The organism is Agathobaculum sp. TL06 (assembly GCF_054658635.1).
The window spans coordinates 198,522-212,261 of sequence record NZ_BAAGGY010000002.1 but is presented as its reverse complement, the minus strand read 5'-3'; the positions used below and the strand labels follow the sequence as shown (position 1 = coordinate 212,261).

The following is a 13,740-nucleotide window of genomic DNA, read 5'->3' as shown; positions in this document are numbered from 1 at the left end:
GCTCAAGAGATGGGTAAAAAGCACTTGCATCTACTTGTAAGCCCTGAGATTCAATTGTTCTAAAACTATCTCTATTTTTACATATAAATTGCTCTATTTCTAAGTATTCTTTCTTGTAATAGTCACTGTCAAATCTTAATGTTATAGTATCACAAACTGCAGATAGTTTTATTTCACTACATTCCAGCCCATCCATCAAAGCCTTGTACTTGGCTTCATTGAAAGGTTCAACGGATGGGCTTATCGAAAAAAACTTAAGCCTTCCTTCTTAGCAAATTCAATGAAGGCTTCCGCTATACCGTTTTGAGTCAACCCCTCATGGTTATATAGATCATGATCAACGATTAAGTGTCCATGTTGATCAAGTACATTTTCGCCAGTAACAAAATCTTTTACATAAATCTTATCGCCAGAATTGTCCTTGCTCGGTTTCTGCATGGTGGCAAAAAAGATAGGGTAATCTTCCTTTTTAGGGCACAAGACATCATCCCACTTCTGCACAAACAGAACTGAGGTTTTAGTTCCGGTATGAGGCTTGAATACATTGCCATGTAGCCCAACAACAGCAAGAATACGGCAGCGTTCAGCAATAAACTCACGAATGCATTTGTCGCTGGCATTGTTGAATCGCCCCTGTGGTAAAACGATAGCCATACGGCCACCCGGTTTCAAAAAGTTCAGATTGCGTTCAATAAACAGCACATCACGCCCAACTTTGTTCTGCCACTTGCCAGCACTGTTTTTGCCAAGTTCATAATGAGAAATGATGGTGTTTTCTTTAATGTCACCAGCAAACGGGGGATTAGCCATCACGAGATCGAACTGAAACTGGCTATAATCCTTCACTCCGGCGGGCTGCAGTTTTTTTAGTTTCTTGAAACCTTCGTTATAGGTATCAATCCACTCTTCCTGCTTAGTGGTTTCGCCCCAACGGGAATAGTCCAGTGTGTTCAGATGAAGCACATTGGTTTGCCCGTCTCCTGCAATCAGATTGAGAGTACGAGCAACACGAACGGTTTTTTCATCAAAATCTATTGCAAACACATTGTCTCTAACGAAATTGGTTTCTTCAGGGATTCGTTCTGCCGCAGTAAATCCATCGCCTTCAGGAAGGCCTTTTTCTCTACGGATGTCTTTCCAGACCTTAAAAATGCTATGAACCGTAAAGCCGGAGCTGCCACAAGCGGTATCGATAATCTTGTCCTTTGTTGTAGGATTCATCATTTTTACGCACATATCAATAACATATCGAGGCGTAAAATACTGGCCTTTTTCACCCTTCTGAGCCTTGCTCATCAAATATTCAAAGGCATCATCTACAACATCAAGATTGTTGTTAAATAGCTTTATATCCTGTAAAGAAGCAACACAGACTGCCAGGTGAGATGGGGAAAGCAGAATTTTACTTTCATCCGTAAAAATGCCTTCCCATTTCTTTTTGGCATCATCGAACAGCCCCTGTATCTTTTCTTTCAACTCAAAATCAGTGTCTCCGGTATTGCGGAACTGCAAATAGGCAGTAGGGTCATTGGCACAGATCAACTCATCATATAGCTTGGCAAAAATAAGTTTGAAGATTTCTTCAAAGGAGTCCACGCCCGCACTCGCCAGAACTTCATCTTCCATCTCCTTAATTAGGGCGCGGAGAGATTTTTTCTGAGTGCTGATTTTGTCTTTCCGCTTCAGATCTTCATAGGTAAACTTTTCATTAATGATGTCTGAAAGTTTCTGCGTTGCCTTAGGAATGTCGCTGATTTCCTCAAAGAAATTGGGATCTTTTCGGTTGTAACAAGAAATCTGTTCACCATTCGTCCAAACCCCGATAGGCGCACCAGTAGCATTGCAGTAAGACTTCAGCTGCTCTTTGCCATCAGTGAGTTTTGGCTTTTTCAGCTCCACAATGATATACGGAACCATCGGGCGATCCTTATCCATAATCGCAATATCAGCCCGCTTCACTTCACGGCCAAAGTGAATCGGGATTTCCAGCTGAATCCGACTAGTCATATATCCGTATTCGTTCATGAGTTTATGAATATAGAGTTGACGAACAGCTTCTTCGGGAGTAAGTTTAATTGCCTTATCACGGATTGCACAAGTGATATAAGGAACCTCTACACCACGGACAGACTTCATGAAAATACGAGACTCTACTGCGGATTTGTCCTCCACAGAAAAAAGGGTGTCGTCGTATGTAGTATTTTTAAAAAGTTCGTTTAATGTCATTTTTATTTCCTCCTGATGCGGTACCCGCACAAATAAGTTGCTCGATTTGTGTAACTTGTTCTTCCGAGGGGTCTACTGCGATTAGTTGTCTTATCAGGCCCCACAGTTTGGGCTTTCTACTGAGTTCTGCGTTTATGTCTGGTGGTGGCGTTCCTTTTGCGCTTGCGAAAAGGGCCAACATTTTTTCGCGTAGTTCAGGAGGCGGCTGAAGCTTCTCTAATAATTTTAGAAACACTTCCTCAGAGGGAAAAATCACGCCGCTCTCAATCGAGCTGAGAGATGCATTGGTGATATCAACAGCCAGCGCCAGTTGCCTTTGCGAAAGATGCGGTTGCTTCTTTTCTCTTGATTGCTTGATCCACTTGCCGAGTTTCTTCTTATCGGCAGCTGATACAGCCATTGATATTCCTCCCTTCATAGTGTTAGCTGTTAATTAACAGCTAACACTATAATAACACATCTGAATTTTAATCGTCAAGACGATTTGCCCTCAATTATCGAGTAGATGAATCTCAATTTGTAAAACTTTAAAGAGCCGGACTTCGTTAAAGAAGTCCGGCTCTGACTCTATGCATAAATTATTCTGTCATGACCTCAATCATCATTTTGGCCCCCAGCTTAAAGCTACTCTGGAATAGTAGGCATTCTGCCATAGTCTGATGTTCATGTACTGCATCCGTGTACCGGGAGAACAATTCCTTCTGCTCATCTGTCATGGTAGCGAGAAGTTTTTCCTCGTTCCTGGTAATCAACCGGAGTACTTCTTTGTATTCCTTGCAGGCGATTGTATCGTATTCTGTCGGCTCAATATTACCGTACCAGAATTCTTCTAAAATCCTCATACAGCATCCTCCTCGTAGATCAGCTCCCGGAGGATGATTTCCTCTGCACGGCTGCGGATGCTGTTCATAGCGCTGACCCATGACATCTCATCTTGGGTTTTCAGTTCCTCTGTGATTCCCTCGGCTTCTTTCAGCTGGCCAATGATACACTCCAGCTGGTTCTGCGCCTGTTCATTCAGATCTGCCAGATATGTCCAGAGTCTTCCACTCAAAATCAGGTCATTATACAGTGTTGGATAGTACTGCTCCAAATAGTCTTTTTGCATCCGTCCCCAAATTCCAATAGGCCGGGTTTCTTCCGGCAATTCCAAGTCGGGGATGTAGTAGTCGCCAACCAATGTATAATACAGGCCATTGTGTTCATCGTAAATATGTTTTTTGAGTTTTTCCATGTTGTTGATCTCCTCATTCTGGTGTGATAGTTAGCAAGCCTGACTCTCCAGAAATATTGGTAAATCGTTGGTAAAACTGAGGTTGAAACACAGGAAGTGCTTGATTTACAAGCGCTTTTCATGTCCGGCAAATCCTGCCGTGGCACACAAAAAGTATTCTTACCATCTATTCAAAACTCCTTGAAAGTACTGTGTTTTCTTGATTTTCGGGCATTTTCCTCTATTGTAGGGTCTTAGGGTTCATGCCGCTTTTCGCCAGGTTGGAACAATAGGTGTGTCGGCACACATGGGGTGTCACCTTGGGCATTTGCACTTTGTAAATGCTATTATATTCTAGCAAATATGCTGGAAATACTTTTCCCAATGGAGCGCCACCATCGGCATACCATTCTTATCTAAATAGAGGAAGCCACATTTCCCGTCGAGCATTGGCTCACTTTGAGGCTTCGGCCTATTTTGGATAATGTGCTGGAAGCACTCATAAACATCTTCCGTCATGGGAATTTCTCTTGTGCCGCAAGTCGTTTTGGTATCTTCAATCACATATTCCATATTGCGCTTACGCTGCAACTGGTGATCGACAATGAGCTTACGATTTTTCAAATCGACATCTGCCAGTGTCAAACCGACAAATTCAGAAATCCGAAGCCCTGTCTTAAATAAAATATAGATACCATCATAATACCTGCAAAAATGCTTATCTTCTTTTACAAATTGCAGGAACGCCCGTTCTTGTTTTCTTGTAATAGCCTCTCTTGTCACGCTGTCGTTCACAACAACAGTGGCAAGCTGAAATTCAAACGGATTTTTGCGAATCAAATCACCGTCAACCGCCATCTGAAACGCTGGCCTGACAACCCCTCTTACAGAATGAATTGCGCTATATCCACGGCCATCTTTTTGCAGCTTAATCAGCCAGCATTTGGCGTCGGATAATTTCACCCTGTCAATTCTCCTTTTCCCAAATTCCTCTTTTTTTGATAATGTTGAGAACAAAGTTGTAATTGGCCTCTGTGTTATGCCGCACCCCTGTTTTCTGCAAAAGGTATTTTTGAACCAGCTCAATAACCGTCATTTCACCGCCACGGGAAACAATCTGATCGTCAATATCCATTAAGATCATTCGCTCCTTTTCCCGCAAGGAAATGTCATCCCGTTTTCCTGTCGGTGTCTCATCGGTTTTTTCTAATTTCCAGCTATAAACAAATTGCTGCTTGCCGGTTGCGTCAATGTATTTGAAAGCGTACCGTCCATCTTTGCGTTGGCTCTCTCCATTGCGAAGAATGCGATTTTTGCTATCGCGTCTTTTTCCGTTCATTTCGATGCTCCTTTCGTATCGCACAAAAAGAGCCTCAACAATGATATAGTGTTAGTATATCATAGTCGAAGCTCATTTTCTACATCAAGCAGCACCCGCAACAGAAATATGCCAATATGAATGTTCGGTGATGCTACTCACCCATAGTTCCCCCACAACCGCAAAACCATAATGCGGTCATTTCTTCTAAGCAATCCTCAAATCGCCTCCGTTTAATAAGGATTTTTACCCCGTTCTGAATAACAAAACCAGAGTTGATATTATCAGCGACAATCTGCCGCAGCTTCTTTTCTCCAATGTTAAAATACTCCGATGCTTCATCAATGGTAAGGCAAAACTTATCTTTTACCTGTACCCGTGTTTCGCCGCCCATTCTGATTTTCCTCCCTTTCATCGTATAATTAAAAATGAAAGAGGCAGTACGGACGACTGTTGGCGCAGCTCCACGGGAATTTCACCCTCGCGTGGTTCTCACGCGGCCCTACCTATTGCCTGCGACGCTTTTAACGCTCGGACTTGGAAACCCCGGAAAAAACGGAGTTTCGTTTAGCTATAAGGGAGTATCATTATCGCAATACTTCTGTTTAAGAGCTGCCTTGCCCTCGGCCCGGTGGTTCTCGCTCTCTCATTAGGATATATGAGGTCATGGCGCACCACGCCGACGCGGAAATTGCAGAATGTGTCCGCTGCCCTATGATGCGCCGACGTTATCTTGCGGGCATATTTGTCAAGGAGCTGTGATGCCACAGACCTTTTGCTGGCGGGGAAAGGGTAAGCCGCCGCATCCAGCCGGGCGATTATCGTTAAACTTTAACGATGGCTTGGATCAATCTGATCTCGAAACATCGCTTCATGTACTCGTCCACACACAAATGAGGGTAGCCATCCTCGTCATAGAGCGTCCGGGTACACAGACAATTCATGTAATTGTCATAGTACTGAAGCAGCCGTTCTACGGCCTGGGGATCGCCTGCACAGGCGGACACATACACTGAAAGGGGCAAAGGCTCTTTGCCTTTATAGGCAGATTCTTTCATCCGCGTCAACCTCCTTCCGGCATGAGCGCCATCAATTTCACACGCAGCTCTTTCAGTGTCTTTGTCCTGTGGAGCTGGACGGCGCTGCGGGACATACCTGTGAGGCTGGCGATCTCGCCGTCTGCCATATCCAGTACGCAGTACAGGATCAAAATGCTTTGTTCCTGTTGCGGCAGGTTGGCAAAAACGTCGGCCACAAGCTCGTTGTCGATATGTAAATCGTACCCATGAGAGCTAAACACAAAGCTGTCGCTGGGATAGCGGTCTACGGTGCAGAGCTTGTCCAACTCATGCTGCGGCAGATCACTGAACATCGTTTCACGATCTCTTTGACGCTTCATATTCCGCAGATAAGCCCGTGCCTCGTTCTTCAACACTTTTTTTGCAAAAGGCATCGAACTGGCCTTGTCCATAGTCGCGGGGGATAGCTTCCATCATTCTCACCCCCTTTCTGTTGGGGGATTGGGTGGTTCTCTCCCTTTCCGCTACTACTAATCCTGCGATACCCTTTGCTGCCCGCTGACCGCCTCCTTTTTGGACTTTTTTGAAAAAGGTTCCAGAGCAAATTTGAAACCGCAGGAACCGACAAAATTCGCACGGCAGGTCGTAGACCCACCGGGCGAAATGGAAAGTAATATGAAGTTGTCTTATATAGTATAGTTCATACTGTTGGCCAGAGCTGTCCCCTGTTGGGTATAGGCTTTTTTTAATAAGCTATGCGGACATATCAGCATGGCGGCTCCCTCCGTGGCCCGCTGATCCTGTGCAGGGCAAAGTCGTTTGGGCGCGTCAAAAGGGCTGCTGGACGACGGCTTTTTTCTTTGCCGTCGTCCGGCAGCTATCTCAACATATTGTGTCTGAAAGAAGTCGTTACGCTTTAATGTTTCCTTTTTCCCTTACAAAAACTGCCCCTGTCACAGCAGCTGCAAGACTGGCTACTATATGACTAACCAGTACCGCAACCCAAATCCCGTTTAGACCAAATCCCAAATAAGATAGCAAATAGGCCAAAGGTATCCGAACCACAATATAATAGAAAATCATCAAGAACATACTTTTTGACGGATTTCCCATGCCGTTAAGCGCACCCAAATAGCAGTTTGTGACTGTGTTAAGAACATACCCGATGCTGACAATCAGAAAATATGTACCGACAATAACCGCAACATCGCTGCTTCTGACGAACAGGCCGGAAAGCTGTTTGGAAAATCCAACTACCAGAACCGAGAGGATCACAAGCATGCCACACCCATATTTCAAAGCGCATTTCAAATAGTCTTTTGCTCGATCATATCGCGCTCCACCAGCGCATTGGCCGATGATGGTGGTTAAAACCATGTTCAGAGCCATAGCCGGATAGAACAGGATGGTTTCCAGCTTTCCCGTTACCCCATAAGCCGCGATTGCCGTTATACTATATGTACTGACGAGTGCTGTAAGGGAAGTTGTGCTGATTGCTGGAATGCTTTGCTGAATTACAGAGGGAATTGCTTTTTGAATCAGCAGCAGAGCATCATTACTATTAAAAGCAGAGATTTTGAATGTAAATAACTTTTTCTTTTTCAGATAGATCAGCATAAACAGCAGGCAAATCATCTGTGAAAGCAATGTTGCAATCGCGGCACCATGAAACCCGATGAAATGAATAAAAACAGGATCAAAGACGGCGTTCAAAATAGTTGATACCAGCATTGCAACAGCCTGAAACATGGAATTGCCAAAGCTACGCAAAACCGCAGTGAAATACAAGTAGAGGTAAACTGCCAGATAGCCAAGGATATAAATTGCCAAATAGCTGTATGCCATATCATAAGTTTCGGCAGGAGTGTTTAAGGCTTTCAAAATTCCCGGAAGAAAAATTTCAAGCAAAATGGTGACAAGTAGAGAAAATGTCACTGCTACGCAGAACGATGTGGCTATCAAACTTTCGGCCTTTTTCTTATCCTTTGCACCAATGGCTTGGGAGATCAAAATAGACACACCGTTTGTTGCTCCCATTGCAACAGAAGTCAAAATTAAAATGATGGGGGTAGAATTTGTTAAAGCGGCATAGGCCGTTTTACCGAGCAGATTTCCAATCCACAGACTGTCTACAAGGTTATACATCATATTAAGGAACATGGCGGCAATCATCGGGAGCGTCATTGCCATAAGGCAGCGCTTTGTGTTACCACCTATAAAATCAATCTTCGTTGGCATAAATCGTCTATCCTTTCCACGGATAATAAATGAACAGCATTCACATAAAAACCCGAAATAAGCGCCGCTACTCGCGGCACACTATATTGAATGAAAATTATTCATTTTTTGCTTTTTGAAAATCCCCCGTCCCAAAACGGGGGATCATCTCATAGGTGAAGTGCAAATATGAGAAATTCACGAATCCGTTTGGATTTATCTTCTTGTGTAAGATCGTCTGCCAATAGAATACCAAGCTGCCCATATACGCAAAACATCGCAGCGGCCTGTAAATCATCGAACTGGAGTTCACCCTTTTGACGAGCCTGCTGTAACAGTTTCTCTACCAGCGGAACCAACTTCTCACATACTTTAAGGGAGAGCTGATCGTGAAATTTTTTGTTCTCTGCTCCGTGAAAAACAGAATAATATTTTGTGTCCTGTTTTTCCATAGTGGTAGGCATTTCTTCAATGATCTGACGCAAGGTTTTACGGTCATCTTTTTCTGCGCCTGCAAATTGCTCTACCAGCACATCGGCATATTGGTCAATCGCACTGTCAAATAAAGCCTCTTTGGACGGAAAATAGCGATAGCATAGTCCTTGTGCCACACCGATGGCTTTTGCTATATCTGTAATTGAGGTTTTTTCATAGCCGTTTTCCCCAAACAATTTGAGGGCGGTGTCTAAAATTTCCTGCTTGCGTACTTCCGGCTCTTTTGTAACTCGCATAGTTTTGAGCCTCCTTTTTTTATCATATCACCCCACGCGAAAAAATCAATGAGTGAATGTCAATCATTTTGTGCCCATAGCAATACACGCAGTATTTCCAATCTGCTCCCACGATACATTACGAAAATATTCTGAAAGCATAGAAACAATTTCTGCTTCGGAGTAAATCTTAACATCTCCCTCTTTGCTGTGACGCATATAGAAATTCATAATGATGCACCCTACAAGTGGCTGCCAGCAATCGCCCATCAGGAATGTGCCGCCGGGTTTCAATACCCGGTGTACTTCGCTTAGGACATTCCGCGGAGCAGGATAATGATGAAACGAATCATTGCAAAACACCACATCAAAAGTATTGTTCGGAAATGGGAGCGACTCACTGTCTCCCAACAATAGCTTCACTTGCTCCGGTAGCTTTGACTTTGCAACATAAAGCATTTTTTCTGACAAGTCTATTCCATATAATTCTTTGCCAACATCTTCTTGCAAAATAAGTTTCAACATCTCGCCAGTTCCGCACCCTAAATCAAGGGCAGATTGGAATGGAATGTGCGACAGCTTTTCCAACAGGACAGGATAAAGGGAACGGGCGTGCTGGCCCTTAATGTCTTTATCATAGGTAGCAGCTTGCTGGTTAAAGGCCGCTTTCGAGTATTCCTTTATAGTATTCATGGCGTTGAGCTCCTTTCCACCATCAGTATAGCACCTATTTTTGAAATGTCAATGAATAATGTTCATTCAGTAATATGAATTATAAAGTTTAATCTACCTGCATATAGCAACATTCCATCGATACACTATGAACTATACAATGTAAATAGGTGATGTTATATGGCGAAAGTTGAAGATTGCCCTGGCTTTGAAACTTTCGGTGCGGATGTGAAAGCTGCGCGGAAAGCAAAGCACCTGACACGCAAGGTGCTGGCCGAAATGGTGGGCGTTGAATGGCGCTATCTTGCCAATATTGAAAACAAAGACACACTCCCCAGTCTGCCGGTTATCATACAGCTTATCAAAGTGTGCGGACTTCCCGTGGAACGATACTTCAATCCAGAGGTCATGCGGGAGGAAAGCGCACAGCGGCAGCGTGTCGGCCACAAACTGAAGCTTTGCCCGGAGCACTATTTACCAGTCATTGAGGGCGCAATCGACGGGGCGCTGAAAATTGAACAATCAGCGAAAGAAACGGGGGATGTGTGTAAGCATCTTCCGTTTTCCGTTTAACCAGAGGGCCGCAAAGCTCTCTTATTTTTTTTGCCCTTTTTTCAGAGAAATCTCGTATTTTGCGGGCAGTTGGACGTGTTGGGAGTGTTTTAGTAGCGGAGAAGAAGAAACGTAGCAAGCATATGCTTGCTGCGTTTCTCCGTCAGCTTCGTTTCTCCACGCGGTAGTTGACGTATTTCCCGCCGGTATCGCCCAAAAACACCGTCCCATCGTAGGTTTTGCCGGTTTTCATGGAGCGCAGGCCCTTTATCTTTGCCTTTCCGTCTTTGAGCAGCACGGCGGCGATTTTCGGGGTGAACGTCTTGCCCCGTTCCTCAAAAAATCGGTCATTCTTCCACATGACAAACTGGCAGGTCCGGTTTCCGCAGTAATAGTTTTTCTTGCCCTTGTAGACGGCTTCGCCGCAGCGGGGACACTTGCCGATAACAACACGCTCGGCCTGAAACAACTTCTGCGCCTCCTCGCTGATCTGCGAATATCGGGAAATCAGGCCCCGTGTCATGTCCTAGATGCTCTGCATGAGGCCCTCTGGGTCAGCCTCGCCCTTGGCAATGGCCGTCAGCTTGGTTTCCCATTCCGCCGTGAGCTGGAGAGAAGTCAGCACATCCGGCAAGACGCACACCAGGTTGTAGTCGTCCTTGGTCGGAAGTAGCTGCTGGCCTTTGTGTTCCACAAAGCCCATCTGCACCAGCTTTTCCAGAATGGAAGCGCGGGTTGCCGTGGTTCCCAAACCTTGGCGCTCCGCGTCCTCCGGCATATCCTCGGCCCCGGCCCGTTCCATAGCCGACAGCAGCATATCTTCCGTGTAGGGCTTGGGCGGCGTGGTGAAATGCTCGGTGATGCTGGCCTTCACCGGGTCAAAGGTCTGGCCCTCGGTCAACTCTGGCAGCTCCCTTGCCAGCTCCGGTGCGTCCTCGTCGGCGTCGGTCTTGAACGACGCCTTGAAGCGGCGCTCAATCTCTTTCCAGCCGGGGGTGAGAATGGTTTTGCCTTTGGCGGCGAACTCGTTCCCGGCGCAGGTGAATGTGGCGGTGACAGACTCATACACATGGGGCGCGGCCACGGCACACAGCAACTTGCAGCACACAAGGGACAGCAGTTTGGTTTCGTCCTCGGTCAGTCGTCAAAGCCTTTCCGCACAAACTCCATCGTGGGGATCATGGCGTGGTGGTCAGCCCCCTTTTGCTGTTCAGCGCCCGGCCAAACGGCGGGGCAATGTCCAGCCCCGCCGCAAAGGGAAGCAGCGGCCACAGGCCGGACACGGTGCTTTCCGCTGTGGGCTGCATATCGTCGGTGTCGGTGCGGGGATAGGTCAGCAGCTTCTTTTCATAGAGCTGTTGGGCATAGTCAAGGGTCTGCTTGGCGGTAAATCCAAACAGGCGGTTGGCCTCTCGCTGCAAGGTGGTGAGGTCGTAAAGACGGGGCGGCTGCTCCGTCTTTTTCTCACGCTTCACCGATACACAAACGGCCTGCGCACGGCACAGGGCCGATTGATACAGGTTGTCGTAGTCGGCCCCGGTTTCAGGTGGGCAAGGCCCTCTCGGATCGCCGCGTCCTCCATGCTGGAAATCCAAAGGCGCTTGAATGGCTTTTTGCAGCCCGCCATTTGGTAGACGAAACGGAAAATCAATTCACCCTCGCGTCCGGCGTCGGTGGCGCACACAAGGCTCTCCACATCGGGGCACTTCATCAGGGAGCACAGCACGTCAAACTGTTTCTTCTTGGCGTCCGGGATGATGTACTGCCATTCCTGCGGCAAAATCGACAGGTCGTCATAGGCCAATTTCTTATAGCGGGGACCATAGGCCCCAGCGTCGGCAAGGGAAACAAGATGGCCGATACACCAGCTCACCAGATAGCCGTTGCCCTCCATGTAGCCGTCCTTTTTCTGATCCGCACCGATCACCCCCGCAATGCTGCGGGCGACGCTCGGTTTCTCTGCAATTACTAAACGCATATTTACCTCCTTTTAGATTGTAGATTGTGAAATTTGTAGTTTAGTGATAAAATTGTGATGGGGTGATGGAATGAAAATTCGTAGTGCGGTTGATGCCTATGATAGAGAACAAAAAGCATATGCCGTAGCATATTTAGACATTTTAGGAATAACCAATCGAATTAAAAGCAACAAAGAAGCGCAGTTGGATGCACTGAATACATTGCACAATTTATATACGAGTATTATTGAACTTACTGATCCACAAAAGGGCATAAAGAAATACGAAAACATTCAGTTTAAGATTTTTTCTGACAATATCATTATTGCCAAACAGCTCTCCCAAGAGGATAGAGCAAATGATGTTGTAACGCTGTTAAGCTGTGTATCTTATTTTCTTTGTTCTGCTGTTGGAGATAGTGTAGGTTGGCTTGTTCGGGGTGGCATTACGATAGGCGAATTCTATATTGATGATACGATTGTTTGGGGGCCTGCTTTATTACGAGCGTATGAACTAGAGGATAAAATTGCGATTTATCCACGGATAATTTTAGATGAAATAGTTACCAATGTCTTGTCCAGCTCTACAACAAAAAGCGATTTTGTAAGAGTGGATACGGATGGTTTTCGGTTTTTGAATTATATGGATATTTGGCATTTTTCTGGACGGTCTGTAAGTGCTGCCTTTGAGAACATGAAAGCTGAGGCCAGAAAAGCTGATGGAACATATCCAGATAAAGTGTTTCAAAAACTTCATTGGCACATGAATTATATCAATACAGAATTGGACAAAAAGAACGAAAAACAAGATAGAAGATACCGACTTGCTTTATGAGCAACAGCCCGCCTTGGTGGTGGGTTGTTGCTCATTTTTCCCTAATTATGAACAATCAGGCTTTTCCTCTGCGAGCTCCTCATCCTCCGGGGCCGGTTCGTCCTCATCGTCCTCGCCAAAATCGCACTCGTCCAGCTCGTCGCCGCCCTTGGGCTTCTTAAACTTGAAGAAGTAAAGGGCCGCGCCGCCGCCGATCAGAGCCACCACAAGGAACACTACAAGGCCGCCCATGCCGTTGCTTTTCGCTTCATCTTCCTGCGGCTGCTCGGTTTCCTCCGGCTCAGGGCCGGTACACTCGGTCATATTGGTTTTGCATACCGGGCAATTCGTGTTGACGGCTCCCGCCGCGTACTTGGTCGTACAGGTACAGGTTTCCGGGGCGGCTTTGCCGTCCTCCAACAGTGCTTGCAGGTCGGCGTCGTCCACTTGGTTGAGGAAGTGAACGGCGGTTTCCTTGTCCTCGTTGGCGCGGTCGATCAAAATATAAAAGTAGTTGCCCGCCTTGGCGGTAACGGTGATAAGCTGCTTATCTCCATAGAAATCATCCACCAGTGTTGTGTTGCCCTCCGGGGTAACAGGTACGCCCTCCGGCTCCATGCCGTCGGTGGTGGGTTCTTCGTCCTGCGGTGCCTCGGTGGTTTCCGGCAAAGGCTCCGGGTTGGGGTCAGTACCACCGGCAAAAGCGGTGGTGGAAAAGGCCGTCAGGCAAAGCACGGCGGCCAGCGTCACGGTAAACGTGCGAATAATCTTATTCTTCATCGGCATTGTCCTCCTGTTCAAAATCCGGCTGCGGGGCCGGGGCGGTCTGCAAAGCGCCGCCCCGCAGAAACGCCGCAAATTCCTCCGGCTTCATGTTCAGGCCGCGCACAAGCTGGATAATCTGCAAATTCTCCTGTTCGGTCTTTGCCGCTTCCAGCTCCCGAAGCTGCTTTTGCAGCTCCGCGATCTTGGCCTTGGTTTTCTCAATGTCTTTTTCGATACGGTCAAGTTTGTTTGCCATCGTCAAAACTCCTTTCTGGCG

The 13,740-nt window shown here is 46.4% G+C and carries 17 protein-coding genes and 1 pseudogene; 2 read left to right on the top strand and 16 right to left on the bottom strand.

What is annotated here, in order from left to right; genetic code table 11:
* The 13 genes from ACYQ3S_RS02170 to ACYQ3S_RS02110 all read right to left on the bottom strand — a co-directional run.
* Positions 1-196: hypothetical protein (locus tag ACYQ3S_RS02170; RefSeq protein WP_459687107.1), on the bottom strand; the 196-nt coding region annotated here is incomplete at its 3' end.
* A gap of 44 nt (positions 197-240) precedes the next feature.
* A complete protein-coding gene (locus tag ACYQ3S_RS02165; protein ID WP_459687106.1) occupies positions 241-2,226 on the bottom strand; it encodes an N-6 DNA methylase in 1,986 nt (661 codons plus the stop codon).
* Positions 2,204-2,626 (bottom strand): helix-turn-helix domain-containing protein, encoded by a 423-nt coding sequence (locus tag ACYQ3S_RS02160; RefSeq protein ID WP_459687105.1) that lies wholly within the window; start codon positions 2,624-2,626, stop codon positions 2,204-2,206. Before ACYQ3S_RS02160 ends, ACYQ3S_RS02165 begins: the two co-directional genes overlap by 23 nt.
* 178 nt (positions 2,627-2,804) lie before the next feature.
* A complete protein-coding gene (locus ACYQ3S_RS02155; protein ID WP_087302126.1) occupies positions 2,805-3,068 on the bottom strand; it encodes a DUF6809 family protein in 264 nt (87 codons plus the stop codon).
* Complete coding sequence (locus tag ACYQ3S_RS02150; protein ID WP_459687104.1) at positions 3,065-3,460, bottom strand: TnpV protein; 396 nt, start codon at positions 3,458-3,460, stop codon at positions 3,065-3,067. The genes ACYQ3S_RS02155 and ACYQ3S_RS02150 overlap by 4 nt, the downstream gene beginning before the upstream one ends.
* Positions 3,461-3,793: 333 nt before the next feature.
* Entirely contained in the window at positions 3,794-4,402 is a 609-nt protein-coding gene (locus tag ACYQ3S_RS02145) for a tyrosine-type recombinase/integrase (RefSeq protein ID WP_459687103.1), read from the bottom strand.
* A gap of 4 nt (positions 4,403-4,406) precedes the next feature.
* On the bottom strand, positions 4,407-4,778 hold the full coding sequence (locus tag ACYQ3S_RS02140; RefSeq protein ID WP_459687102.1) for an integrase DNA-binding domain-containing protein: 372 nt from the start codon (positions 4,776-4,778) through the stop codon (positions 4,407-4,409).
* Between the two features lie 133 nt (positions 4,779-4,911).
* A complete protein-coding gene (locus ACYQ3S_RS02135) occupies positions 4,912-5,151 on the bottom strand; it encodes an excisionase (protein WP_459687101.1) in 240 nt (79 codons plus the stop codon).
* 430 nt (positions 5,152-5,581) lie between these two features.
* Complete coding sequence (locus tag ACYQ3S_RS02130) at positions 5,582-5,815, bottom strand: helix-turn-helix domain-containing protein (protein ID WP_459687100.1); 234 nt, start codon at positions 5,813-5,815, stop codon at positions 5,582-5,584.
* A gap of 5 nt (positions 5,816-5,820) precedes the next feature.
* Positions 5,821-6,129, bottom strand: coding sequence for a sigma factor-like helix-turn-helix DNA-binding protein (locus tag ACYQ3S_RS02125; RefSeq protein WP_459687099.1), 309 nt, complete (start codon positions 6,127-6,129; stop codon positions 5,821-5,823).
* A 556-nt stretch (positions 6,130-6,685) separates the two neighbouring features.
* Positions 6,686-8,014 carry an MATE family efflux transporter gene (locus ACYQ3S_RS02120; protein ID WP_459687098.1) on the bottom strand — a complete coding sequence of 443 codons (1,329 nt, stop codon included), beginning with the start codon at positions 8,012-8,014 and terminating at the stop codon, positions 6,686-6,688.
* A 149-nt stretch (positions 8,015-8,163) separates the two neighbouring features.
* Positions 8,164-8,724 (bottom strand): TetR/AcrR family transcriptional regulator, encoded by a 561-nt coding sequence (locus tag ACYQ3S_RS02115; RefSeq protein ID WP_459687097.1) that lies wholly within the window; start codon positions 8,722-8,724, stop codon positions 8,164-8,166.
* A gap of 63 nt (positions 8,725-8,787) precedes the next feature.
* Positions 8,788-9,396: a class I SAM-dependent methyltransferase gene (locus ACYQ3S_RS02110; protein ID WP_459687096.1), complete on the bottom strand. Its 609-nt coding sequence runs from the start codon at positions 9,394-9,396 to the stop codon at positions 8,788-8,790.
* A gap of 159 nt (positions 9,397-9,555) precedes the next feature.
* Between ACYQ3S_RS02110 and ACYQ3S_RS02105 the strand changes: the two genes are divergently transcribed.
* Positions 9,556-9,948 (top strand): helix-turn-helix transcriptional regulator, encoded by a 393-nt coding sequence (locus ACYQ3S_RS02105; protein WP_459687095.1) that lies wholly within the window; start codon positions 9,556-9,558, stop codon positions 9,946-9,948.
* Between the two features lie 142 nt (positions 9,949-10,090).
* Here the strand turns inward: ACYQ3S_RS02105 and ACYQ3S_RS02100 are convergent.
* Positions 10,091-11,905, bottom strand: a pseudogene (locus ACYQ3S_RS02100) (DNA topoisomerase).
* A 70-nt stretch (positions 11,906-11,975) separates the two neighbouring features.
* On the opposite strand from ACYQ3S_RS02100, the gene ACYQ3S_RS02095 reads away from it, so the two are divergent.
* Positions 11,976-12,719, top strand: coding sequence for a hypothetical protein (locus ACYQ3S_RS02095; protein ID WP_459687094.1), 744 nt, complete (start codon positions 11,976-11,978; stop codon positions 12,717-12,719).
* Between the two features lie 45 nt (positions 12,720-12,764).
* Here the strand turns inward: ACYQ3S_RS02095 and ACYQ3S_RS02090 are convergent, their stop codons facing one another.
* Positions 12,765-13,478: a DUF4366 domain-containing protein gene (locus tag ACYQ3S_RS02090; RefSeq protein ID WP_459687093.1), complete on the bottom strand. Its 714-nt coding sequence runs from the start codon at positions 13,476-13,478 to the stop codon at positions 12,765-12,767.
* Positions 13,468-13,719 (bottom strand): DUF4315 family protein, encoded by a 252-nt coding sequence (locus ACYQ3S_RS02085; protein WP_002573999.1) that lies wholly within the window; start codon positions 13,717-13,719, stop codon positions 13,468-13,470. Before ACYQ3S_RS02085 ends, ACYQ3S_RS02090 begins: the two co-directional genes overlap by 11 nt.
* Positions 13,720-13,740: the final 21 nt, after the last annotated feature.